The sequence below is a fragment of the Phormidesmis priestleyi ULC007 genome (assembly GCF_003003695.1).
Classification (GTDB): Bacteria; Cyanobacteriota; Cyanobacteriia; order Leptolyngbyales; family Leptolyngbyaceae; genus Phormidesmis_A; species Phormidesmis_A priestleyi_A.
Window position 1 is genome coordinate 1 of the sequence record NZ_PVWG01000002.1, and the last position, 23583, is coordinate 23583.

General features: G+C 49.4%; 20 protein-coding genes, 1 tRNA gene and 1 pseudogene. 11 read left to right on the forward strand and 11 right to left on the reverse strand.

Annotation, left to right across the window (positions count from 1 at the left end):
• Window positions 1-726 precede the first annotated feature (726 nt).
• The 4 genes and pseudogenes from C7B65_RS02265 to trpE all read left to right on the forward strand — a co-directional run.
• Window positions 727-999, forward strand: a pseudogene (locus tag C7B65_RS02265) (IS630 family transposase); the annotation flags it as partial.
• A 546-nt stretch (window positions 1000-1545) separates the two neighbouring features.
• Window positions 1546-2907: a hypothetical protein gene (locus C7B65_RS02270; RefSeq protein WP_143162075.1), complete on the forward strand. Its 1362-nt coding sequence runs from the start codon at window positions 1546-1548 to the stop codon at window positions 2905-2907.
• Between the two features lie 243 nt (window positions 2908-3150).
• Complete coding sequence (psaD, locus tag C7B65_RS02275; protein ID WP_073073952.1) at window positions 3151-3576, forward strand: photosystem I reaction center subunit II PsaD; 426 nt, start codon at window positions 3151-3153, stop codon at window positions 3574-3576.
• Window positions 3577-3730: 154 nt separating this feature from the next.
• Window positions 3731-5266 (forward strand): anthranilate synthase component I, encoded by a 1536-nt coding sequence (gene trpE / locus C7B65_RS02280; RefSeq protein WP_073073954.1) that lies wholly within the window; start codon window positions 3731-3733, stop codon window positions 5264-5266.
• Window positions 5267-5315: 49 nt separating this feature from the next.
• On the opposite strand, the gene C7B65_RS02285 is transcribed toward trpE, so the two are convergent.
• The 6 genes from C7B65_RS02285 to C7B65_RS02305 form a co-directional block, all read right to left on the reverse strand.
• Window positions 5316-5930 carry a rhomboid family intramembrane serine protease gene (locus C7B65_RS02285; RefSeq protein ID WP_244913147.1) on the reverse strand — a complete coding sequence of 205 codons (615 nt, stop codon included), beginning with the start codon at window positions 5928-5930 and terminating at the stop codon, window positions 5316-5318.
• Between the two features lie 146 nt (window positions 5931-6076).
• Window positions 6077-6952: a M48 family metalloprotease gene (locus C7B65_RS02290; protein ID WP_073073958.1), complete on the reverse strand. Its 876-nt coding sequence runs from the start codon at window positions 6950-6952 to the stop codon at window positions 6077-6079.
• Between the two features lie 331 nt (window positions 6953-7283).
• Window positions 7284-8492, reverse strand: a complete 1209-nt coding sequence (locus C7B65_RS02295; RefSeq protein WP_073073959.1) for an alpha-1,2-fucosyltransferase — start codon at window positions 8490-8492, stop codon at window positions 7284-7286.
• Between the two features lie 145 nt (window positions 8493-8637).
• Complete coding sequence (locus tag C7B65_RS28280) at window positions 8638-8808, reverse strand: CU044_2847 family protein (protein WP_317615830.1); 171 nt, start codon at window positions 8806-8808, stop codon at window positions 8638-8640.
• Between the two features lie 187 nt (window positions 8809-8995).
• A tRNA-Leu gene (locus C7B65_RS02300) sits at window positions 8996-9077 on the reverse strand.
• A gap of 95 nt (window positions 9078-9172) precedes the next feature.
• Complete coding sequence (locus tag C7B65_RS02305; RefSeq protein WP_073073961.1) at window positions 9173-9505, reverse strand: ribbon-helix-helix domain-containing protein; 333 nt, start codon at window positions 9503-9505, stop codon at window positions 9173-9175.
• A gap of 655 nt (window positions 9506-10160) precedes the next feature.
• Here C7B65_RS02305 and C7B65_RS02310 point away from each other — a divergent pair.
• On the forward strand, window positions 10161-10571 hold the full coding sequence (locus C7B65_RS02310; RefSeq protein WP_073073963.1) for an alr0857 family protein: 411 nt from the start codon (window positions 10161-10163) through the stop codon (window positions 10569-10571).
• Here C7B65_RS02310 and C7B65_RS02315 read toward each other — a convergent pair.
• The 3 genes from C7B65_RS02315 to menA are packed head-to-tail and all read right to left on the reverse strand — an operon-like array spanning window position 10525 to window position 13885.
• Entirely contained in the window at window positions 10525-12036 is a 1512-nt protein-coding gene (locus C7B65_RS02315) for a 2-succinylbenzoate--CoA ligase (RefSeq protein WP_106253890.1), read from the reverse strand. The two genes, C7B65_RS02310 and C7B65_RS02315, sit on opposite strands and share 47 nt — an antisense overlap.
• Entirely contained in the window at window positions 12021-12974 is a 954-nt protein-coding gene (locus C7B65_RS02320) for an o-succinylbenzoate synthase (protein ID WP_073073974.1), read from the reverse strand. Before C7B65_RS02320 ends, C7B65_RS02315 begins: the two co-directional genes overlap by 16 nt.
• Window positions 12975-12976: 2 nt before the next feature.
• A complete protein-coding gene (gene menA, locus C7B65_RS02325) occupies window positions 12977-13885 on the reverse strand; it encodes a 2-carboxy-1,4-naphthoquinone phytyltransferase (RefSeq protein WP_073073976.1) in 909 nt (302 codons plus the stop codon).
• A gap of 175 nt (window positions 13886-14060) precedes the next feature.
• On the opposite strand from menA, the gene C7B65_RS02330 reads away from it, so the two are divergent.
• Genes C7B65_RS02330 through menB form a run of 5 tightly spaced genes read left to right on the forward strand, consistent with a single transcriptional unit; the run spans window position 14061 to window position 20416 of the window.
• A complete protein-coding gene (locus tag C7B65_RS02330) occupies window positions 14061-15446 on the forward strand; it encodes a cytochrome P450 (protein WP_073073977.1) in 1386 nt (461 codons plus the stop codon).
• A 24-nt stretch (window positions 15447-15470) separates the two neighbouring features.
• On the forward strand, window positions 15471-16883 hold the full coding sequence (locus tag C7B65_RS02335; protein WP_073073979.1) for an isochorismate synthase: 1413 nt from the start codon (window positions 15471-15473) through the stop codon (window positions 16881-16883).
• Window positions 16884-16925: 42 nt separating this feature from the next.
• Window positions 16926-17708: a Uma2 family endonuclease gene (locus C7B65_RS02340; protein ID WP_073073981.1), complete on the forward strand. Its 783-nt coding sequence runs from the start codon at window positions 16926-16928 to the stop codon at window positions 17706-17708.
• Between the two features lie 8 nt (window positions 17709-17716).
• Window positions 17717-19570 carry a 2-succinyl-5-enolpyruvyl-6-hydroxy-3-cyclohexene-1-carboxylic-acid synthase gene (menD, locus tag C7B65_RS02345; RefSeq protein WP_073073982.1) on the forward strand — a complete coding sequence of 618 codons (1854 nt, stop codon included), beginning with the start codon at window positions 17717-17719 and terminating at the stop codon, window positions 19568-19570.
• Window positions 19571-19582: 12 nt separating this feature from the next.
• Window positions 19583-20416, forward strand: coding sequence for a 1,4-dihydroxy-2-naphthoyl-CoA synthase (menB, locus tag C7B65_RS02350; RefSeq protein ID WP_073073984.1), 834 nt, complete (start codon window positions 19583-19585; stop codon window positions 20414-20416).
• 83 nt (window positions 20417-20499) lie between these two features.
• On the opposite strand, the gene C7B65_RS02355 is transcribed toward menB, so the two are convergent.
• Together C7B65_RS02355 and C7B65_RS02360 are read right to left on the reverse strand one after the other, a co-directional pair.
• Entirely contained in the window at window positions 20500-20808 is a 309-nt protein-coding gene (locus tag C7B65_RS02355) for a hypothetical protein (protein WP_073073986.1), read from the reverse strand.
• Window positions 20809-21468: 660 nt separating this feature from the next.
• Window positions 21469-22017 carry a DciA family protein gene (locus tag C7B65_RS02360; protein WP_073073988.1) on the reverse strand — a complete coding sequence of 183 codons (549 nt, stop codon included), beginning with the start codon at window positions 22015-22017 and terminating at the stop codon, window positions 21469-21471.
• A 211-nt stretch (window positions 22018-22228) separates the two neighbouring features.
• Between C7B65_RS02360 and C7B65_RS02365 the strand changes: the two genes are divergently transcribed.
• The gene (locus C7B65_RS02365; RefSeq protein WP_106253891.1) at window positions 22229-23539 is read left to right on the forward strand and encodes a hypothetical protein; all 1311 of its coding nucleotides are present in this window, start codon (window positions 22229-22231) and stop codon (window positions 23537-23539) included.
• The last annotated feature ends 44 nt before the right edge of the window (window positions 23540-23583 follow it).

Genomic DNA, 23583 nt, shown 5'->3' on the forward strand with positions numbered 1-23583 from the left:
AGTTGCCTGCGACGGGAAACCCGTCTTCAGCACTGAGCGCTACAGCGGGAACCCCGCTTTCAGGGCTAGGCGCTACGGAGGGAAACCCTCCTTCAGGTCTGAGCGCTGCTTCAGCCACAGAGTCATCATTTCAGTCGTCGTTTTAGAGATCGAATGAGTTCTCTTAAAACATCAGTTTGATTTCTTGCCGATTGTTCGCAGTATTGTTTTAGCAAATCTTTCTCTTCTTGGGTAACACGAAACGTCACGAATATTTCTGGCTTTGACACAACCAATCTACCTCAATATGCGGTATTTTGATTGTAGTGGAGAAGGTAATCAACCACTTAAAAAACCTTGTCGTCGAAAGACACGCTGCACCTTCTTACTCAGTCCCCTACGGAGGGAAACCCTCCTACAGGGCTGAGCGCTTGACAATTAAATCTATGCGGTTCTACTGCATTGTTCTAGTTTCCACCTCGCAGTAGGTAAAAGATTTAGAGGAGCTAGACGAGCGCTCAGTGCGCCAGGGCGGGTTTCCCGTCGCAGGCAACTCAGTAAGAATCAGTTTTTTTGAGGCATACGCTTCAGAACTAAACAGGACTTGCGATGGCGCAAATAGGGTAGGGCATACCCAAATTAACGCTTGGGGAGAATCCCACCTCTGGGTTAGAGACTGCAAGGAATCTAATTTAAGTGGTTTCGTTGAGCCAAGAATCCTCGTACCTTTAGGTCGAGGAGTGTCAAAAAGCCTTCCCCGCACCAGAAGCTCGTCGAATTCTCAATCAATTAGAGTTTCACTACACGCCCCAGCATGGCAGTTGGTTGGATATGGCAGAAATTGAACTCAGCGTCCTATCACGTCAATGTTTAGACCGGCGCATTCCAGACAAGCTCACCTTGAAGCAAGAGATTGCGGCTTGGGAGCAAAAGCGCAATGCCCAAGGTCATGCAGTGGAGTGGCGCTTCACCACCCAAGATGCTCGGATTAAACTCAAGCGGCTTTATCCCTCAATCTAATCTTGACAGACTACTAGATTAAGTAGTGTGGAATAGCCGTCTGGGATGTTTAAGTCAGGCAAAATGCTTGACCTACAAAATTCTCGGATTTATTTAATTCACGATCCTAAGTGTTCCATCCAACCAAACACTCAAGCCCTTTCAATCCTTAGAATCGTGAATTTAAATAATATCGGCTACTTGCAATACTAATGGACACGTCCGTGCCATGCCCTTACTCCGACCCCGGCTTTAATTTAAAGTATTCCACCTCAAATTGAGTAATTATTTCTTTCTGAGACAGATTCAGGATTTGTAAAACTCTCCTGATCCTCTATACAAACCCTGTAAAAACAAAAGGATGAGCATTTAATAGAGCCTTGAGAAAGTCGGGTAGCATCCAGGCACTCCAGTCATGGAAAACGTTTGACTAACATGGATTTGACCACCAAAAGATTAATCGGTTCGGTCTGGCACCCTCGCCATCTCACCCGACCCCCCCTAAAACAGCGGAGAGCATCACTGGTTGCCCAGGATGATCGCGACAGACTCAGGAGCTTGCAAACGATGACTGAGTTTCATCAAAAGAAAGAGCAAGGGCGCAGCGTTGATCCGCCAGTGAATTCTGTTCAGGAAACGCTGGGTGGCAATGCGGAAAATAATATTAGAAAAGCCATTCCACCCGCTAAAGAGTCTTCTCCTGCAAACGCTGAGATGAACGCAGAAGCCGTCTCATCGCAGGTAGAAGAGGTTCCCTATGAAAGATTACAGCAGGGCCCAATTACTTATTTCCGCTACTATTTCGAGGGCGCAGAACAGCCTACCTATCTCGATTCCCCATCGACCGAACTGCCTACTAATAAAAGAAATCTGCTGCCGCTTTACCTAGCAGGCGGTGGGGTTTTAGGTGCAACGCTGATTTCTGGGTTTGTGATCGCTGGTTTAGCCAATAATTCTAAAGCACCTGAGCAAAAGGGCACGAGTGGCTCTAAAGTCAAACAAACCCCTACACCAAAGCTGTCTCAGCCGCAAGTGGCTTATCCAGAAGTCGTGCCACCGTCACGATCGACTCCGACCAAGCCACCTCAGACCCCAAAGAAAGCACCGACTAAAAAGCTGCCTTTGCCGACTGTGCGATCGTCTTCAGATCCACAGCTACAGCAAGCACTCATGGTGCCTAAGCCTCTGCCCGTACCTGCTCTCCCGATCGTCTCGGTGCCGATTGCACAAGCTTTTTCAAAGCCGCTGCCTGCTCCTGCGATTCAGCCTCCGACTCCTCCAGCGATCGCGCCAGCATCGGAAGTTTCAACTGCACTGCCCTCCGTTAAGCCTGCATTGCCTGTGTTAGTCGCAGATTCATCACCTAGACCCCCAGATGTCTCCCCTTCGCCAGCGGCTCAAAAACCTGCCCCGTCGCAGCCCACGATCGCCGATGCCCGTTGCTTGAGTTCTGCGGCGGCTCCTGGAGAATCTTTGTTGGCACAAAACCAGCAGCCGATCGCAGCTCAGTCAGCAATGTTGGTCTCTCCGCCAGAAAGTGTAGGAATGCTCTCAGCAAATCGCCAGTCTCAAGCAGAAAAACCTGCTGTGAATTCAGGAACCGCGATTAGCACCACAACTGCCGAAGGTGGCGCGATTCAAGACGCAGAGAAAGACCTGCAAGAGCTTTTAGAGCTTCCGCAACGCTTCCCCACTAGTGCTGGCATTGCTGTCATGCCGTTGCCCTGTCAGTTAGCCCAAACCGCGACTACTAAACAGCGGGTGGCCGATTTTAACGTCATTCGCCTCAGCCCTCAAGACTATCAAAACCGCTGGAAACTCAGCAGCAAAAACCCTCAGGCACTGATCCCAATCTACGGATTTGTGGATTATAAGCAGCAATCAGTCGTGCTGTTAAGCGCCAGACCAGAACAAACGTCTAAGCTTTAGAATTGTGAACGCGACAGATTCGCGAAAGGGCACGGCAGCCATGGCCATACCGAAAGAGCAAGTAGGGGCATGCCGTGCCCTTTCGCGATCGTTCGACATGCCATGCTTTCTCGCGATCGTTCGATGCGATCGCAATTGTTTTTGAAACGGATATGACTCTCAATTGCGAACAACTGTAACAGTTCCGTCAACGAGGTAAACCCTCAGTGATAGGATGCCTAAAAATGTTTAGAACGAGACACTATGTCAGACACTCTTACTGGACAAGCTCCTCTGTTCGGTGGCAGTACAGGTGGACTGTTGACCAAAGCCCTAGTAGAAGAGAAGTATGCAATCACCTGGACTAGTCCAAAAGAACAGGTGTTTGAGATGCCCACTGGGGGCGCTGCAACGATGCGCCAAGGCGACAACCTCCTATACCTTGCCCGCAAGGAACAGGCGATCGCCCTAGGCGGTCAACAGCTTCGCGCAAAGTTCAAAATCACCAACTACAAGATCTACCGAATCTTCCCTAACGGTGAGATTCAGTATCTTCACCCCGCCGATGGCGTGTTCCCCGAAAAGGTCAACCCTGGTCGGGTGGCAGTCAATAGCGTTCCGCGCAATATTGGCTCCAACACAGAACCCGCCAAAATTAAGTTCAGCAGCCGCAAATCCTTCGATCCCTAAATTGAGGATTGCGCGCGCTTCTTAATTTTTACGATCGTTCAGGAGTCAAGTTTCAGTCATTCGTGCCTGGAGCTTGACTCCTGAACTTTTTTGAGGAATCAAGTTTTAGGTGCCAGGTTTCAGATTCTGAACTGACCCCTGTACAATTAAGAGCATGATTTTCCCAGACTTTTCGCAATTTTTAGAACTTGCCCAGCAGGGTAACTTCATCCCCGTATATCAGGAATGGGTCGCCGATTTAGACACACCCGTCTCTGCCTGGTATCGAGTTTGTGCAGGGCAACCCTACAGTTTTTTGTTGGAGTCGGTAGAAGGGGGTGAAACGCTTGCCCGCTATAGCTTTCTGGGCTGTGACCCGCTCTGGACTTTAGAAGCAAGAGGCGGCCGAACCACCAAAACTCATCGAGATGGCTCTCAAGAAGTCTTTGAGGGCGATCCGTTTGAAATCATATCTGAATGTCTCTCGCCCTTTCACCCGGTGAAGTTGCCGCAGCTACCGCCCGGAATTGGCGGATTGTTTGGCTTTTGGGGCTATGAATTAATTAACTGGATCGAGCCGCGCGTTACCATTCATCCAGCAACCGAGACAGACTTACCCGATGGTTTGTGGATGCAGGTCGATCAGGTGCTGATCTTTGACCAGGTAAAACGCAAAATCTGGGCAGTCGCTTATGCCGATTTGCGAGATCCTAACGTCGATCGGGCTGAAGCCTATCAGCAAGCCTGCGATCGCGTGACTCAACTCGTCCACAAACTACAGTCTCCCCTTTCTGATCAAGCCACGCTCCTATCGTGGAGGTCGCCAGAATCTGGGAACCGCGATCAAATTCGATCGCTAACCAGCAACACGACTAAAGAAGAATTTTGCGCCAGCGTCGAGAAGGCAAAAGCTCACATCAAAGCTGGAGACATCTTTCAGGTCGTGATTTCTCAGCGGCTCTCAGCAGACTATGACGGAGAACCCTTTGGGCTGTATCGATCGCTGCGTCTGATCAATCCGTCGCCCTATATGGCATATTTTCACTTTGGCAACTGGCAAATTATTGGCTCTAGCCCTGAAGTCATGGTCAAGGCAGAACGGCTCGATCCGGGGGCACCTAAAATTGCGACTGTGCGCCCGATCGCCGGAACTCGTCGCCGGGGCAAAACGCTCCAAGAAGATGACGCGCTGGCACACGATTTGCTGCAAGACCCCAAAGAAGTTGCCGAACACGTCATGCTCGTAGACCTGGGGCGCAATGACCTCGGACGGGTGTGCGTCAATGGCAGCGTCAAAGTAGACGAACTGATGGTGATTGAGCGCTACTCGCACGTCATGCACATTGTCAGCAACGTCGTCGGCGAACTTGCACCCGACAAAACTGCATGGGATTTGCTAAAAGCCGCCTTTCCTGCCGGGACGGTGAGCGGGGCACCCAAGATTCGGGCGATGGAAATCATTCATGACCTGGAGTCTTGCCGCCGAGGGGTTTACTCTGGGGCGTATGGCTACTATGACTTTGAGGGGCAGTTGAATACGGCGATCGCCATTCGCACGATGGTAGTTCGCTCTCATGCTGATGGCAAACACACCGTCAGCGTTCAAGCCGGGGCCGGACTGGTTGCCGATTCTGAGCCTGAGAAAGAGTATGAAGAAACGCTGAATAAAGCGAGAGGCTTACTAGAAGCGATCCGCTGCTTGGGTGAGTAGAGGTTCTCCGACTCTTTAGAGAAGTCGGAGGTCTTTAGTTCGTATGCTCTTAGCGTCTTTTTGATAGCCACCTTGCAGCCACGATGCCGCCTACAAATCCGAAGAGGTGCCCTTCCCAGGAGATGCCGATGCGCGTGGGCAGCACTCCCCAGATCAGTCCGCCGTAAAGCAGGGCAACCGCTAGAGAAAGGGCAACCGCTAAGGCACTGCGTTCAAAATAAGCTCTTGACAGCAGAAAGCCGAAGTAGCCAAAAATCACGCCACTCGCGCCGAGATGAATGCCAGCAGACCCAAATAGCCAGACTCCAACGCCACTGGCGATCGCCACGATCGCCGAAACCAGAAAAAAGTCGCTCGTTTCCCGCAGCATGACAAACCAGCCTAGCGTAATAAAGGGAATGGTGTTGCTAATTAAATGTGCAAAGTTGCTGTGTAAAAACGGCGCAAACAAAATTCCCCGCAACCCAATGCTAGTGCGAGGAATGATGCCATAAAAGTTGAGTCTACCGCCTAAGAAGACATCAATAATTTCGATTAACCATAGCAGTCCTACAATTCCTCCCAAGATGCCAACATGAGTTTTGATTTCACGACTGATCGAGCTGGGATCATTTGGATCGGTGCGGCGCATGGGAGAACTACTCCAGAGATAGAGAGATGTCATTCCTTTCTAGCACAACCCCTCTGACCTCTTGAGGCTCGTTGATTTTGCCAAACGATTTATAGATGAAGATCCAAGCTTATGTACGGGCATGGCACTGCCGTACCCATTGACCTTGCAAGGAACCAACAATGTTTGATTCACGATCGCTAAACAGCCACCGGAGCCTGCTGCTGCGCCATTTCTAACAAGCGACGAATTCGTTCTTCAGTGGGTGGATGAGTGCGAAAGAGAGACTGCAATCCTTGAGCAGACAACGGATTGATGATTAGTAAAGGTGACATCGCCGGGTTGCCATTCATCGGAATCTGATGTCCAACCGTTTCTAATTTTTGCAACGCACTCGCTAACGCCTGCGGATTGTGAGTGATTTGCGCCGAACCCTGATCAGCCGAATATTCACGGGTTCGAGAAATGGCAAGCTGAATGATGGCGGCTGAGAGCGGCGCGAGAACGATCAAAAACAGCAGACCAAACGGATTGGTGTTTCGACGATCGTCCCGATAAACCGGGCCATACAACGCTCCAAAAGTCAGCATTCGTCCTAGAAAAGTGATAGCGCCTGCGATCGTGCCTACAACTGCCTGAGTCAGGGTATCGCGATTTTTAACGTGGGTCAGTTCGTGCGCCAACACCCCTTCTAATTCTTCAGGGGTCAACAAATCTATAATTCCCTGAGTAACTGCGATCGCGGCGTGATTGGGATCGCGTCCGGTGGCAAAAGCGTTGGGCGACTGCGTAGGCACAAAAAACAGCTTTGGCATCGGGATGTCTGCCCGATCGCTGAGTTTTGCCACCATATCAAACAGTTCGGGAGCTTCATCTCGCTCGATCGGTTGGGCAGCATAGGCAGCGAGAGCAGCTTTGTCAGAGTAGTACCAGGAGCCGATGCTCGTCATAGCAGCAAATGCCAAGCCCAAATAAAGCCCTTGCTCATCCCCGACTAGATAATATCCGCCTAGCACTAGCAAGCCACTCAGCAACCCTAGCAGTGCGACTGTTTTGATTTCGTTGATCCCAAGCATGGTTTTTCCCAAGACGCTTTGATTACTTTCTCAAGGTCTCAGATTTAGGACAACTTAAAATCTATCGGATGAATGAAATGAGGCACTACCGAACGGACTGCATGACGCTCGTGCAGCATTATTTTTATCATCTACTGATTTTGCTTTCAGTCCCGTAGACCTCAACAAAAGCAATGTCCGGTTCACTCGCACAATCACGATCGCTAAGATTTATCCACCATAGGGGCAGGCAGTGGAAACACTTCACCTTGCAGACAAGCATCAAATTGTTCTTCAAATCGAGTCCAACTCGTGGCGATCGATCGTATCAAGCGCACTTTATTTAAGCCGATTAGCGGCGATCGTTGAGCAACATGAACACGCTGCGCCAGCCTGAGACTTGATAACTCAGGTAGGCCCGCACAAGCCACTGTCTAGTCAAACTGATGGGCACTTGAATGCAAAGGCATCTCAGAAGTCCGATCGGGCCTTGAGTTGCAAGAGCCACTGCTGCAACCTCATTGATGTGCTTCAAGATCTTGGGCTGTCCATCGCCCATATAAAGGAGTGGCAAACTATTCCAGGGGTCAAACTGAACAAACTTGATTGAGAAGTCCCAGCAAGGACGGAAAAATTGTTGTCCCCGCTCATTTAACAAACAAGCTGCAAAGCTGAAAATACTGTTGCTGATGCCAACAACATCACACTGACTCAGCATAAAGAAGTCAATATAAAAGTCAGCATTAATGGCTTGCAGTCGCTCTGGGAATGCAATGGACAAATCATTGCAGGTGATTGGCTTAAACTTGGCAAAGGCAGGTAAAACACGCTCTAACTCATCACTACACAGAAACAGCACGGGCTGGTCAAGCTGATGCCACGTGCGATCGAGCCAGTCACACCACCATTCCAGCGGCACCACCAAGGTAAATCCCGCTAGAGGCAAGCGGACGAAATCGCCACGTCGAATGTGTAGCCCAATAATCGTTTTGCCTTGCGATCGCAACTGGGCAAGCCCGACTTCTAAAGCGTCTCTAAGATCAGGAACAGGTTGAAACAGCGATCGAAAAAAGATTTGATGGGGCTGCAAAAATCGAGTGTGAACTTGAAAAAAGCCCCACAGATCTACGTTGATTAGCCCTGGCTCTAGCGCCTCAACTCCGACTCGAACACTTGGCGCTCCTGCCATTTTTTCAATGTATGGAATAAACTCTGGGAACGCATCGAACAAAGTCTCACCCTGGTTGGATTGTTCGATCGCGGGAGTTAAACGCTGAGAGATCGGCGGTTCAGTATGCCCAAACAGCGATTGACCAATCCAGCTTGGACACTCAATCTGTGCGCCCGATCGCAGCGCACAAATCCGTAAGAACGCATATTGAAAAAGCTGATTACCAAACCGCCCCAGTTTGCCCAGCGATGACATCGTTAGTAGGGATTGCTCAGACGTTGAGAGTGTGTCAGCCGCAACTAGGGTTTCTGCTGTCTGACCAAGAGAATCTAGAGCGCGAAAAACTCGATCGGTTTCACTACGCTTGGAATACTTTGAATCTTGATCCAAAACTGACCTCCAGTTTAGAAACACCCGATTCTAATGCCTAAATTAGTCCGTATACAAGGCGGATAATTGTAGGTTGGGACACGCACTTCACAGTGATTTCTGTGTTGCAGTCTGCTTTACCGTTGGCGATGTAGGGAAGCCCGGACTAGACATCGACATGGGTGCCGAACTTGAGGGCAACTTCGCTGACCTCGGCGATCGCTCTATTCCTAAAAGCGTTCAAGGTGTGAGTAGTGTAGTTGCGAATTGTGGTTTCGATCGAGTGAAACCTCTGAGCCATTCGCCTCTGAGAATTGATGACAATGCCTCGTTTCAGTTCACCAACGTCTGTGGATTCAGGTACAACACCTTAGAAAACCAGTCCACTTCAGCGCTCCAACGGTCGCTGCTGCATTGGACACCGTGCGAAGAACTAGGCTTAGAGTAATTCTAGACGAAGATTGTCAGCATAAATTATCTAAACAGTTTTGTCAGCATGGCAGTTCCGTGACCGTACCAATCTATGCGGATGAAAGGACTTGAACCTTCACTTCTTGCGAAACCAGAACCTAAATCTGGCGCGTCTACCAATTCCGCCACATCCGCGTTTTTGTGCCTCACTATAATAGCAAAGCTTTGAGCAGTTTAGAGGTTTGAATTTTGAGTCCAATGTTTTCACGTCAAAACCCAAACCTCTGATCTCATGACAAACTGCCCACGCTGAGAGGAATTAAATTGCCTTCAGTGGTAAACCCAAGCATCATTGCGTCGCCCGATCGAATCACCTTTCCCGTTAAGGCGCAGTGTTCTTCTTGTTGAGCGGTGGCCGCGATCGTGGCTCGAAAATCAGACGCAGCGATGGTCGGCGTATAGTCACCCGATTTTTGCTGGACATAGTTCCACAAAATATCTCGAATCAATGCCTGATAGCCCTGATTGCCAGACAGTGATTTTAACTGTTCCTTTAACTCTCGTTCCAGCCGGATGCTGGTGACTTCCATGTCGGTGGTGGTGGTGCGAGTTAAGGTATGCATGGTCTTCCTCCAAAGTAGCTGGACACTTTTATATTACAAGTGTAGTATGTTAACTGTAGACTGCAAGTAAGTCCTCTAAATCTTCTGCAATGAAATCTCTACGGCTCTCATTTACATCGTTTTGGCTAGGAAATCGCATCGGCGATCATCCTTGTGAGGCGGGCAGAGTCGTAGTTTTGCCGTTTATGAGCACGTTATCAATCAATCGCTCCCCAAGTATTCAGCACCCATTACTCCGAAGCGGGTGGGTCAGGCGCGTTCCTGTCCCGGTCTAGCCAGAAAACACTCAAGTAGTTTTTCTAGCCTCCGCTTCACACTTACCAGAAGCGGAGGTTTTTAATTGACAACAAACGGAAAACGCAGCAGTTGCGATGAAGCTGATCTAGCGTCAGTTCGACAGAAGTGGTTCACTCCGAACAGCTTTGCTGAGAAGGCAGTGTGAATTCGGGAGAGCTACCTAAATCCCCCAAATTGGGGAACTTCAAGCCAAAAATTCCGGTTCAAAGTCCCCCAGAATGGGGGATTTAGGGGGCCGAACCCGTTGACACGAAGCGAAAAAACTCGTCGAACTGACGTTAATCAAGCGATCGCCTGCCCATTTTGAAACTGCAAACCCTTGAAATGTGTAAACCCTGGAACATAGGAGCCACCAGGAATGTTGAAGTTTACCTATACCGAAACGGGGATCACTATTGAGCGCGTCAACCAATCGCTCGAAGAGTTGGTAATGCTGCGGGTCGTGTTGGCGATGCGAGTCGGGCAACGGCTGATTGTCGAACCGGGCACTGCGACCTTTTTGCTGTCTGCAACTTTGCAGGCTTGGAAACTGCTGGATGCGGTGGTGCAACGATCGCTCAATGACACGATCGCGCTCTGCCAATGCGATGCAGAATTCATCGAGGTCAGCCTGCGAGGAACCTGGATCGCGCAAACCACCAGCAGCGAGGAAGGCATCTTTTTAGCCGAATTGGGCGACTCGCTCCCCGGAACGCTGTGTGAGCGGGCGGAGTTTATTCTGTTTAAGCTTTGGCAAGAGTCGTCGGCGTGCCCGTCTTCGCTGCGATAATTTGCCTGAGTTGTAGGTAGTTGATCTTTCCTTGAGGATTTCGAGGCAATTTTTCGAGTGATATCCAATATTTGGGGCGCTTGAATTTGCTGAGAGTTTCATCAAGGGAAGTGATCAATGCTTGATTAGAAACGTCTGAATTTTGAGGCACATAAACGGCAGTGATGGCTTGCCCCCAAATGCGATCGCTGATGCCTAACACGCAGACATCTTTGACGAGTTTGGTTGCTATAATTGCCGCCTCAACTTCTGCCGGAAAGACGTTTTCGCCCCCGGTAATAATCTTGTTGCTGTCGCGTCCGACAATCTGCAAACAGCCTTGCGAATCAAAAAATCCTAAATCGTCGGGTTGATAAACGGTTTGCTTTAAAAAGTTGGGATAGTAACCCAACATCAATGAGTCGGTTTGAATGGTGATTTTTCCGGTTTCACCCATTTTTAACGGTTCGCCCGTTTCGCTTTGAATGGTGATCTGAGTGTGGGGTAAGGCTTGACCAGAACCGAATTTGCCCTTTAAGAAATCTTCTGGTTTGAGGGTGACAATCTGTGAGGCAGTTTCGGTCATGCCATAAGTGGGCGCGATCGGCAGATGATACGATCGTGCTTGATCTAACAAGTCTGACCACGCAGGCGCACCGCCTAACAAAATTGTTTCAAATTGGGAAAGCCAAGAAATGGTTTGAGGTTGATATAAAAGTTTTTGGAGTTGAGTGGGAACGAGGGAGAGAAAAAAGTTTTGAGGGCTGATAGACTGTGCTTCTCCGGCTTCTAGAGCTTTCCAGGGAAGAATCACTAACTGTCCGTCTGAGAGGAACGATCGCATAAATTGCATTAAACCGCTGACATGATAGAGCGGCAACACGCAAAACGAATGGACGCGATCGACTCCAAAATATTGCTGAAATCCTTGAACCGAAGCCGTCAACGTCTCCCAGGTGTGCATCGCAAATCGAATCTTGCCCGAAGTGCCCCCCGTCGGAATCATGATCAGAGGCGAATCGGGAAGCGTAAAGCGTGATTTTGTAGGATGAACGTCTTTAGAAAAACGTAAATTTGACGGCTTCGTTACGAGTCCGTCCTGCCCCCTAAATCCCCCAAGTTTGGGGGACTTTGAACTCCGGCTCCCCCAAACTTGGGGGTTGGGGGGCGGTTCGTCAGAGTGCATTGAACTCACGTTAAAAAATGGCAGGGATTCTCCCCAGATTAAATCGGGTTCTACGAGGTCAAAAACCTGTTGCCATTCGGCTTCAACCCAGTCGGGGTTACACAAAAATATTGAGCAATTTGCAGAACAGGCGGCAAGAAACCCCGCGAGAAACTCGATCGGGTTCCGTTCGGCTAACAAAATGGTCGGAGGAGTTGAATATCGTTTGAGTGCCTGATATCGCTGGTCTGCTAAGTCGTTGAGTTCTCGATTGCTGTAGCCGAGCCAATTTTCTCGGTGGTGAATTAGAGACTTTGCCATAGTCGATCGCCCTCCTCCATCAATTCATCAAACCAATGAGAGGTTCCAAATCCGACGGCGCGATTTTTGAGCGATAGTTCTGCGGCTAATCGCAGCCCAGCTTGTTGTCCGATCGCGGTTTCAAACACCGATGAAAAGACGGTATCGATCGCGTTCTCTCGACAAAATTTTCGTAATTGAGATGGAGAACCGACGATCGCAGGTTTGATCACAAAAATTCCTCGCCAGCCCTTTTGATAGCATTCGCGCAACTGATCCAAAGTGGCGACGGATTCGTCGAGCGCTAACGGCGTTGAGTATTTTCGGCTCAGTTCCTGTATGAGACCAAATTGACTGACTGTGAGCGGTTGTTCTAAAAATTCCAGAGTCGGGTCTGTTTTGCCTAACGAATCGCAGCGTTGAAGCCACATTTCAGCCTGTGAGAATGTCAGTCCTGCGTTGGCATCTAATCTCAACAACGCTTTAGCCGGGAGTTCATCAACAAGTTGTTCAAACAGTTGAATCTCATCTTCAATGTCAGCAACGCCAATCTTCCATTTAAAGGTGCGATCGCCTTGACTCCACAAATCTTGCCAGCGATCAAGGGCAGCGAATCCAGTTGGCAAAAGAGCGCTGTAGGTCAACTTCGACGGGATCGTCGGATCAGTCGTTAACATTTCCTGAGCAGATTCAAACCCAAATTGACACGCCGATAAATGAGCCGGAATCGTCGCGATCGTGTCAAAACTAATCACTTCAGGCAACTGCTGACAAAACTCGATCGCGTCTTCAAACCGTTCTGAACCAAACCAAGAAAGCGGTGCAATCTCACCAAAACCAACACGCCCGACATCATCAGTGAGACGTAAAATAATGCCTTCTCGAACCGTCCATAAACCATGACTCGTCTGCAACGGTTGCCGAAACGATCGACGATAAGGACGATACTCAAATCGCATTTTTAAACCAGTTGCGTCAACATAAAGCCCAGCCCTAAAAGCAGCCCGCTCCAAAAATGGAGTTCGACCGCGATCAAACGACAGAAGGTAAGTTTTTGAGGTTGATCATGCTGCGAACCGATAAATTTGCAGAGTTTACGAGCGACGGGCAAGCTGAGAAAGATCAGCAGCGTCCAAACGGGGAAAACTTTGAGAATCACAAATAGAGTGGTCAGCGCATAGAGACTGCCGCAAATCCAGGGCAAAAGCTGTGCCGATCGCTTCGTCCCCAACCGCACTACCGGGGATCTTTTGCCGATCGCGGCATCATCTTTCACCTGATTAAAGTGAGAGCAAAACAAAATTAGGCTGGTGGCAATGCCCACGACGATCGACGCTGCCAAACTCGTATTTGACCAGGCTTTTGTCTGACTGTAATAAGTCGCCGCAAACGCCAATGGGCCAAACGCAAAGAAACAGAGAATTTCTCCAAGCCCTTTATAGCTGAGACGAAACGGCGGACCCTGGTAGATATAGCCAATGCCACAGCACAGCAGAATTAGCCCAATCACTGTGAAATCTTGCTGCCGAGCGGCGATCGTGCTGATGCCCAACAATCCTGCTGCGAGACAAAGATTACTAATCCAAAAAATCAGGGACTTATTGCCCGTCATATTCACCAGAGAATTTTTCTTATTGACATCGGCTCCGGTTTCAGAGTCAAACACGTCATTGCTAAAATTTTCCCAGGCCAAAATCAAAATGGCGGAGATCAAAAACGTGAAGAAGATTGAAGCGTTGAATTGATGTGTTTCAGCAAAGGCAACGGCTGAACCGACCCAAATCGGCATGATTGCCACGCTATACATCGGTGGCTTAATGGCGGCAAACCAGAGTTTTTTACTCGTCCGCTCGATCGTCCTGGTCGTCATTAACAAAACTCCTGTAGCTGCCAGAAGACTCTAATAATGCTGTGCTTCTCAGTCTCCCATCTGGTTTGAGGCATTGGAGGGGTGTTATAGAAACGTTACATCGTCGGAGGATTATTCCTCATCCCTTCCTCCTTTGCTTCTAGACTAGATCGCAGACGCTCGTAGAAATGCCTTGATGAAATTGCCTGATGGATCTCGGTTGCCTTCGCTGCTGCAAACCCTTGCGATCGTGGCTCAACCGATTAACTTTCTTGAAAGCTGTGCCCAACAATATGGAGACACCTTTACGCTGCGGGTATTGGGTGTCAACTCTCCGCCTGTCGTCTTTTTTAGCAATCCTGAATCGATTCAGGCAATCTTTACGACGCTGGCAGACTCGTTTGAGTTTGGCAAAGTGACTCACATTTTTCGTCCGTTGGTGGGCGATCAGTCGGTGATCATGCAAGAAAGGCAACGCCATCAGCGACAGCGACAGTTGTTGATGCCTGCGCTGCATCGAGAACAGCTTTATGGTCAGGGGCGCGTCATTTGTGATCTGGCGAGACAGCAGATGTCAGATTGGCAGATTGGACGATCGCTAACTATTCGCGAAGAGATGTCAGAAATCTCGCTTCAGGTGATTTTGCAGGTCGTGTTTGGCATGGTGCCCGGAGCGCGTTACGAACGACTCAAACAGTTGCTGAGTCATTTACTCGAAGCCATTACCTCGCCGCTTTACTCGACGCAGTTTTTCTTTCCCATGCTTCAGCAAAATTTGGGGCGCTGGAGTCCTTGGGGCGGTTTTTTGGCTCAACAGCAGGAGATTGACGCGCTAATTTATGCTGAGATTGGCGATCGTCGCTCCCAATCCCTAAACGGTCGAACTGACATTCTCTCAGTGCTGATGACGGCACACGATGATCAAGGCGAATCGATGAGCGATGTGGAACTGCGCGACCAGTTGATGACCTTGTTGCTACTCGGACACGAAACCACCGCATCGGGTTTAGCGTGGGCATTTTACTGGATTCATCGTCATTCAGACTGTCTCGATCGCCTGCTGACAGAACTTCAAACCCTGGGCGAAAATCCCGATCCGACGGCGCTATCTCAGTTGCCCTATCTGACCGCCGTTTGCAAAGAAGCTTTGCGCGTCTATCCGATCGCCCTGATCTCTCAACCTCGCAAAGTTAAACGAACCGTTCACATTGAGGGTTATGAATTTGAGCCAGGCGCAATTTTGGTGCCCTGCATTTATTTGGCGCATCATCGAGCCGACACTTACCCAGAGCCAGAGCGATTTAATCCCGATCGCTTCATCGCTCAGAAGTTCTCGCCGTCTGAGTTTTTGCCGTTTGGCGGCGGCAGTCGCAGTTGTGTCGGCATGGCGCTCTCGCTGTTTGAAATGAAGCTGGTTTTGGCGACAGTTTTATCGAGCTATGAGTTTCAAACGAACTACGATCGTCCGGTGCGTCCGGTGCGGCGCGGCATCACGTTTGTGCCGCCTGACGATTTTCGGTTAAAGGTGACCGGGCAACGCTCGATCGAGAACCTGATCCTTCAGCCATTAGAATCAGCTTAACGAGATGGTTTTATTGATACCCGCATGACTATCACCCCTTGTCGGCTCGATCGTGCTCAAAATCAAACTGCGATCGCTCAATTCCTAGCGACTTGCAAAAGAGCGAACCTTCGCAAATCTTCGCAAATTGTCAGCATTTCGTTAGAGATAGAACCCATCGATCCTCTAGCAGTTCTTCAGGCAATTGTTCGACCCGATCAGCGCCACTTTTATTTTGAGAAAAGCGGTCAGCAAGAAGCAATTTTGGCGATCGATACTACGATCGAGCTTAAAACTGAGGGCAAGAATCGATTCGTTGAGGCAAAAGAATTTATCCGCAGCGCTTCAACCAATGCGATTCAATTTGGAGATTCAGAAACTCCTTTTTCGGGAACACATTTTTTCTGTAGTTTCTCATTTTTTGATCAGCCCCTGCAAGAGAATTTGTCTTTTCCATCTGCGTCGGTTTTTCTCCCTCGTTGGCAGGTGTCTCGTCAAGCGGATCGCTGCACGATCGTCGCCAATGTCGTAATCGATCAAACTCTAGACCCGGAGCGATCATCTGCTCAAATATGGCAAAAGTTTCAGACGATTAGAGCCGTAAAACATCAAGCGATTGATTTGGCGATCGGACTCAACAAACTCGCCAGAAAAGATTTTTCCCATACTAATCATTTTAAAAAGTCAGTCTTATCTGTTCTGGAATCAATTCAAAAAAAGCACCTTCATAAAATCGTTTTAGCTCATGCGTTAGACGTGACATTACCGATTCCATTTAACTTAGTCAACTCTCTTAATAATCTCCGCAGACTTTACTCAAATTGTTATATTTTTTCAACCAATAACAGTCAGGGACAAACCTTTATTGGGGCAAGTCCAGAACGTTTAGTTAAGATTCACAATCAGCATTTAGAAACAGATGCTTTAGCAGGGTCAGCCCCTCGTGGCAAAACCGCGATCGAAGACATTCAACTGGCCGATCGCTTGCTGTCAAGTCAAAAAGAAACACATGAACATCAAGTCGTGATTGATTTCATCACGCGCCATTTAGAAGAATTGGGGCTGAATACGCAGCGATCGTCGGCTCGTCTGCTGCAACTTCCCAATATTCAACACTTACATACTCCAATTCGGGCCACCGTTCCATCGAGGGTTCACCTGCTGGATGTAGTCGCCAAACTGCACCCAACCCCGGCAGTGGCAGGCGCTCCGAGAGAGCTTGCCTGTGAGCAAATTCGTCACTATGAGCAGTTTGAGCGATCGCTGTATGCGGCTCCGATCGGCTGGGTCGATCAGCAAGGTAACGGCGAATTTGCGGTCGGAATTCGTTCTGCGGTGCTGAATGGATGTCACGCTCGATTATTTGCCGGAGCGGGAATCGTGGCAGGTTCCAATCCCGATAAAGAATTAACCGAAGTCCAGCTCAAGCTACAAGCGCTTTTAGCCGCGTTGGTCTAGTCAAGCGACTACACTGATAAAGAGAGACGCGAGTGCTGTGCTATGACCTCATTTGCAGATTTACCGACCTTCACAAAACTGCCTGACCACACGCAGCTTCCCGAATCAGATGGCACGTTTGTGAAAAACTTTCTAGAACACCCTCAGAGTGTTTTGTTGACTGACTCGATCGAGCCGATTTTGCAGCAGCGTCATGCAGACGGGCAATATTGCATCGGTCAAGATAGCGGCATCTATTGGCGGATGACTGACCCCCCCCAAAGAGGCGCAGAGGCACCTGATTGGTTTTATGTGGCGAATGTGCCCCCCACGATTAATGGGGAGTCTCGCCGTTCTTACGTGCTTTGGCAAGAACTGATCGCGCCGCTGATCGTGCTGGAGTTTGTCTCAGGCGACGGCTCACAAGAGCGAGACACCACACCCTGGACGGGCAAATTTTGGATTTATGAACAGGTGATTCGTCCCGCTTTTTATGGAATTTATGAAGTCACCAAAGCCAGCGTTGAGGTCTATCACCTGATCGAAAATCAATATCTACCCGTGCCCACCAACGATCGGGGACACTACCCCATTTCTCAACTAGGCGTTGAGCTAGGAATCTGGCAAGGTCAATATCAAAATCTCGACATTCCCTGGCTGCGCTGGTGGGACAATCAGGGAACCTTGCTCTTAACCGGACACGAAACCGCCGCGCAGACTCAGCGCCAACTTACTCAAGCCGAATCTCAACTTGAGCAAGCCGAGTCTCAACTTGAGCGAGAACGTCAGCGTACAGAGCGTCTTGTTGCCCAACTCCGGGCGCAAGGAATTGATCCAGAAGCTTAATTTTCCGAATGTCGATCGATTTCCGCAACACCAATACTGTCTGGGCTTCCGTCCTGGCAGAAACCCTTCAGCGTCTCGGCTTGACCACGGCTGTGATCTGCCCCGGTTCTCGATCGGCACCTTTGGCGATCGCGTTTGCTCAACATCCCAAAATTGAGGCAATTCCGGTTTTAGATGAGCGATCAGCGGCGTTTTTTGCCCTGGGTCTGGCGCGCCGCACTCACCAACCTGTGGCATTAATCTGCACGTCTGGCACGGCTGGCGCAAATTTCTATCCAGCGATTATCGAGGCGAGTGAAAGCTGCGTTCCTCTGTTAGTTCTGACAGCCGATCGTCCGCCAGAACTGCGGGACTGCAACGCCGGACAAACGATCGACCAGCACAAACTCTTTGGCTCCTATCCCAAAGCTTACGCAGAGTTGGCATTGCCCTCGATCGAGTTGCCCATGCTGGCATATTTACGCCAAACGTTGATCCAATTGTGGCAGCGATCACTAGGCTCAAGTCCTGGAGTCGTCCACCTCAATCTTCCGTTCCGCGATCCGCTCGTCCCGCTTCCCCAGTCAGATGCTCAAGCACTAGAAGCCACCTTTGAGGCTGAAACCTTTTTTGGTCACGTTCATCCGCTCGTTGCCGTCTCTCTGTCTGCTGCTGTCTGCCCATTTCCTCTAAATGCTCACGGCATCATCATCGCTGGATGTGCCCAACCCGAATCACCAGAGCGTTATTGTCGGGCGATCGCCCATCTCTCAAAATCACTAGGAATGCCCGTCTTAGCTGAAGGATTGTCTCCCCTCCGCAACTATGCAAGTCTCAATCCTTATCTAATTTCAACTTATGATTTGATTTTGAGAAACCACAATTTAGCTCAAAAGCTGGCTCCCGATGTGGTAATTCGGGTGGGAGAGATGCCCACTAGTCGAGAATTACGGCAGTGGTTAGCAGAAACTCAGCCGAGGCAATGGGTGATCGATCCGAGCGATCGCAATCTTGATCCACTTCACGGCAGAACGACTCATCTCCAAACATCTGCCGAATCGTTTGCAGAAACGCTAGGCTTCCTGCACGAATCATCGGAAGCCCCCCTAGCCCCCCAAGCTTGGGAACCAGAATCAAAGTCCCCCAGAATTGGGGGATTTAGGGGGATTTCCCGGATTCATGCAAAAGGTCTACTGTCCGCCGAAACACATCCGTCTAGCCCTTATTTAGAACTTTGGCAGACCGCCGACTCAAAAATAAGACACGCGATCGACCAAACTATGACGATCGAAGAGACCTTATTTGAAGGCAAAACTGCCTGGTTGCTGTCTCAGTCTTTGCCTAATGGAACTCCTCTTTTTATCTCTAACAGTATGCCCGTGCGAGATGTCGAGTTTTTCTGGAAACCCGGAGATTCTGCCATCCAGCCCTTTTTTAATCGTGGTACAAACGGCATTGACGGCACACTTTCAACCGCCTTAGGAGTCGCTCACCACAACCAAAGCAGCGTTTTATTGACTGGAGATCTCGCACTCCTGCACGACACCAACGGCTTCCTACTTCGTAATCATTTTGTTGGGCATCTGACGATCGTGCTGATCAACAACAACGGCGGCGGAATTTTTGGAATGTTGCCGATCGCTCAATTCAATCCCCCGTTTGAAGAATTCTTTGCCACGCCACAAAACATTAATTTCGCCAACCTTTGCAAAACCTACGATTTAGAGTATGAGCAGATTCACACCTGGAGTCAGCTTGTCAAACGTCTAAATCCTCTCCCTGCTCAGGGCATCCGCGTATTAGAATTGCAGACCGATCGCGCTGCCGATGCCCGATGGCGGCACCATCATTTAGGCATTTTTGCCCGATCGATTAATCCTTAACCCCCAGTTTTTATGACCGTCGAATGGCACCTCGTCAAACCCTACGAAGACATCCTCTATCACAAGACTGACGGTATCGCTAAAATCACCATCAACCGTCCCCATAAGCGCAACGCCTTCCGCCCTAAAACAGTCGTCGAACTCTATGATGCGTTCAGCAACGCTCGTGAAGATAGCCGGATTGGGGTCATTTTCTTGACTGGAGCGGGCCCTCACACCGATGGCAAATATGCATTTTGTGCAGGGGGCGATCAAAGCGTGCGGGGTCACGGTGGCTATATGGATGAAGAAGGTACGCCGCGATTAAACGTTTTAGATTTACAGCGTCTGATCCGATCGCTGCCCAAAGTCGTGATCGCCTTAGTTGCCGGATATGCGATCGGTGGTGGGCACGTTCTGCACATGCTGTGTGATTTGACGATCGCCGCCGACAACGCCATTTTTGGGCAAACCGGGCCCAAAGTCGGCAGCTTTGACGGGGGATTTGGAGCGAGTTATATGGCGCGAATCGTTGGACAGAAAAAAGCGCGAGAAATTTGGTATCTCTGCCGCCAATACACCGCAGAGCAAGCCTTAGAAATGGGTTTGGTCAATTGTGTAGTTGCGATCGAGCAACTCGAAGCCGAGGGCATTCAGTGGGCAGGAGAAATTTTAGAGAAAAGCCCGATCGCGATTCGCTGCCTCAAGGCTGCCTTTAACGCCGACTGCGACGGTCAAGCAGGGCTGCAAGAACTTGCCGGAAACGCCACCCTTCTCTACTACATGACTGAAGAAGGGTCTGAAGGCAAACAGGCATTCCTAGAAAAACGCAGCCCTGATTTCCGTAAATATCCCTGGTTGCCTTAGTGCGGAGCATTACAAAAATCGCACCTGGCTAGAGGTGCGATCGGGCTAGAAGCATTCAGAAACTGTAAGGTGCTTCAGAAAATCTATGCCGTCTTTTCTATAGGAGCGGCATAGTCTTCTAAACTGCTCACCGCAAACTCTGTGCAAGGTTTGTGACACAAGTCACCGTGCTTAGAAATAGGGGTTGGAAGCTTTTCTACTGGCTCACTCTGCAAAGCCATCATTCGTTCAAATTGCCAGTTGGGTGCAAACGCAGGCAATGCTAAAGAGCAAGCTTTCCAACTCCCCTGAACGAGAACATTTAGCTGACCACAATTTCCCCCACGTCTTCCTTCATGCACATAATGTCTGCAATGCCGACAGGCTGAAGCTAAGGGATCGGAGCGTTTCATAATGATTAGGCTTTCAGAAAAAGTTTGTGTGGTTAAGGACTTCGCACGGATTTTTGAAAAAGAAACTTGTCACTGAAATCTGAGATTTACTAAGACTGATTGCAAAATTTAATTGATTGCAATAACTCTCATGTTCAGAAGCTAGTTTTACAGCAACGTGATCTGCCGTATCTCTATTGTGGTCTAAATATTTTGGGGATCAGTAGCGTAAAAAAGTTGAATTCTTGATGCCGTCAAGGTTTTAAGACTTTTGTGGTGAAACTTGGGTTTAGATTTTCTTTAGATTTGACCTAAGAAATGAACAAAACTAATTGTCGAGTTTTGAATTTATAGAGAAAACCCCTCGGTATTCACTGAAACCTAGCGGGGATCAACTAAAAATCAAGAAATCAAGCAATACTAATTAACTCGAAAATCAGTTAGTAAATAGAGAATAAAGTCAATCTTAAGAAATAATCTTCTTTCTCAAGATGTAGTAATAAGCATAAAGAATGTAAACGCAACCAAAAACTTGAAGACTATAAAAGACTTATGTCTCAAAGTAGAGCTGCATCTATTACTTAAGTAGATGACAAAAAAGCAGAAATAGTATAAGAGTTTCGGCAACCTTGAAGGTCAAGATTTTCTCTGTAGTTATTAAGGTTTGTAAAGCTTTCTAAGTTACCAGCGTTTTGTGACACACACAGCACACACAGACCATCGCTGAAGCTCTCCGATCGGAGTTGGGCACTCGCACTGAGGGCACAGAGGCAAATGCTGGCTGCGTGACTGCATCACCGTTGTCCAATAGTCAAACGCGGCTTTGGGGTCTGCCGGGTTCAGATTTGCTTTGGGGATTGGCACATCTTCAACTCGACTAGGATGCTCTAGCCACAGCCCCGATCGCTCTGCATCATCTAGCGCTTGGCGATTGTCTGGGCTGTGCCAGTGAGTGGTCGAAAACCGAATATCTAAGAGCGGCATGGTCAGCAGAGCATTAAGCTTCTCTAAAATGCGTCGTCGCTCAAAGACCAAGTTCTGTGCCCATCCTGCATTCGCCGTAGCCACCTTTAACACCCCGCGCTGAACTGTCACCGGGCGAGTTTGCGCTGCCACAGCTACCCCAACCACATCAGACCAATATCTTAAAACCTGCTGCAATTGCGTTTCTTCAGGCGGTCGATATTGGGGTAGAGAGCCTAAAACTCCTCGCAGGCGTTGAAAAGTCATAGGAGTCACTCACACTACATCTCTGGGAAGGAGCAAAAAAATGCCAAATTTCGATCGAGGTTTTTGATTCACTTTGAGCCGTGTGAATTACACTGAGAGCGCAGATTCTCAAAGTCGTCTCTATTTAGATTAACGCTTGTGGGAAACTCCAGGATTCTAGCAAGTTCGGCAAGCGATCTAATCGTCGGTTTCAAACGGTAGGAGTCAAAAAATGCGTCACAGTCCGTCGGTTGAGTCTTCCACTCATGCTTCTCTTCCCTCGCTTCACCCAAAGCTACAACGTGCTCTAGGGTGCCTCGACACTCGGCTTGATGAAGAGTTGGCGCGATATCGACGGCAAAAGGCCGGGCGCTCTGTGCCCCCGATCGATGGGCTGAGACGCAAGCAAGCCCCCAAAGTCGATTTAATGTCGTTTTCGGCTGCGGACGCTGCTAGTGCAAATCAGGTTTCTGGAGACGATCGTGCCCACCCAGTCCCGCCCATTCTCTCAGCAGAGCCAATTCCACTGCGGCGCGATGCGGCTGTCATGGAGTCAGACCTGTCTTCAAATTTGGCGGTGATTTCCGCCGATCGTGATTACCCCCACGCAACTTTGAGCCATTCGCTGCAAGATTCAGAAGCCGACTATGACTTGACAAACGCTTCAACCCCCGATGATTATTTAGAGTCTTCTGAAGAACTGTTGCGAAGTTTGGCGAGAGAAGAAGCTCAAGTCCGAGTCGATCGCAGCTTTTTAGAAAGCCTCGTGACTCCGCTAGGCGTGGGAGCGATGCTGATGTTGCTGCTGTCAAGTGCCATGTTTGGCTATGTGATTATGAACCCCTCAAGTTTGAGCAGGTTGAGCCAAATTTTTGCCCGACGAGAAGCCGCGCCTAGCCCAGTGCCCACTGCCCAGGAGTCTCAAGGAGACATTCCTAACACGCCACCGCTTGACGCTAAAGAGTTTGTTGACTTGGGGTTAGGCAATCTGACCACTTTAAAGACTCGTCCGACGAGTGGGTTGCCCCAAAACAGCAAGCCTCCCTCCGCTACAAAGGCTTCACCCTCGGCATCGGTGTCCCCGGCTGCCTTACCTGCTGCGAGTCAGCCCAGTCCTGTTGCTGCCCCAAGTGTGCCCGCTCCTGCAAATGTGAGTGCTGGAAGCGTACCTGTTCGTTCTGCGCCAGTGATCAGACCCAACCCTGCCCCAGCAGTTAGCTATCCACGATCGTCCTACATCCCAGCACCAACGATCAGATCTGCCCCGATCGCGCCTTCAACTGTGCCCATTCCTCGCCCTCAGCCTCCGATCGAGCGTGCCCCGGCCCCATCTCCATCCCCAACGGTCACTTATCACGTCGATACGCCTTATGACAGCGATCGTACCTACGACAAAATTCAGCAGAGCAATGCGGGGGCTGAGTTTGTCAATACGCCTGAAGGTGGCTTTATTCGATCGGGGAGCTATCGCAGCGAGGCAGAAGCCAAGGCAAAAGTTGAAGAATTGCAAAATCAAGGAATTCCTGCCGAAGTCCGCAAATAGTAGGAAATCGCAACCGAAAAGGTACGGTAATATTGAGTAACTAG

What these genes read in the sequence shown, in the direction of transcription:
- C7B65_RS02270 (WP_143162075.1), top strand. Translation starts at nt 1,546, where the DNA reads ATGACTGAGTTTCATCAAAAGAAAGAGCAAGGGCGCAGCGTTGATCCG.
- psaD (WP_073073952.1), top strand. Translation starts at nt 3,151, where the DNA reads ATGTCAGACACTCTTACTGGACAAGCTCCTCTGTTCGGTGGCAGTACA.
- trpE (WP_073073954.1), top strand. Translation starts at nt 3,731, where the DNA reads ATGATTTTCCCAGACTTTTCGCAATTTTTAGAACTTGCCCAGCAGGGT.
- C7B65_RS02285 (WP_244913147.1), bottom strand. Translation starts at nt 5,930, where the DNA reads ATGACATCTCTCTATCTCTGGAGTAGTTCTCCCATGCGCCGCACCGAT.
- C7B65_RS02290 (WP_073073958.1), bottom strand. Translation starts at nt 6,952, where the DNA reads ATGCTTGGGATCAACGAAATCAAAACAGTCGCACTGCTAGGGTTGCTG.
- C7B65_RS02305 (WP_073073961.1), bottom strand. Translation starts at nt 9,505, where the DNA reads ATGCATACCTTAACTCGCACCACCACCACCGACATGGAAGTCACCAGC.
- C7B65_RS02310 (WP_073073963.1), top strand. Translation starts at nt 10,161, where the DNA reads ATGTTGAAGTTTACCTATACCGAAACGGGGATCACTATTGAGCGCGTC.
- C7B65_RS02315 (WP_106253890.1), bottom strand. Translation starts at nt 12,036, where the DNA reads ATGGCAAAGTCTCTAATTCACCACCGAGAAAATTGGCTCGGCTACAGC.
- C7B65_RS02320 (WP_073073974.1), bottom strand. Translation starts at nt 12,974, where the DNA reads ATGCGATTTGAGTATCGTCCTTATCGTCGATCGTTTCGGCAACCGTTG.
- menA (WP_073073976.1), bottom strand. Translation starts at nt 13,885, where the DNA reads ATGACGACCAGGACGATCGAGCGGACGAGTAAAAAACTCTGGTTTGCC.
- C7B65_RS02330 (WP_073073977.1), top strand. Translation starts at nt 14,061, where the DNA reads ATGAAATTGCCTGATGGATCTCGGTTGCCTTCGCTGCTGCAAACCCTT.
- C7B65_RS02335 (WP_073073979.1), top strand. Translation starts at nt 15,471, where the DNA reads ATGACTATCACCCCTTGTCGGCTCGATCGTGCTCAAAATCAAACTGCG.
- C7B65_RS02340 (WP_073073981.1), top strand. Translation starts at nt 16,926, where the DNA reads ATGACCTCATTTGCAGATTTACCGACCTTCACAAAACTGCCTGACCAC.
- menD (WP_073073982.1), top strand. Translation starts at nt 17,717, where the DNA reads ATGTCGATCGATTTCCGCAACACCAATACTGTCTGGGCTTCCGTCCTG.
- menB (WP_073073984.1), top strand. Translation starts at nt 19,583, where the DNA reads ATGACCGTCGAATGGCACCTCGTCAAACCCTACGAAGACATCCTCTAT.
- C7B65_RS02355 (WP_073073986.1), bottom strand. Translation starts at nt 20,808, where the DNA reads ATGAAACGCTCCGATCCCTTAGCTTCAGCCTGTCGGCATTGCAGACAT.
- C7B65_RS02360 (WP_073073988.1), bottom strand. Translation starts at nt 22,017, where the DNA reads ATGACTTTTCAACGCCTGCGAGGAGTTTTAGGCTCTCTACCCCAATAT.
- C7B65_RS02365 (WP_106253891.1), top strand. Translation starts at nt 22,229, where the DNA reads ATGCGTCACAGTCCGTCGGTTGAGTCTTCCACTCATGCTTCTCTTCCC.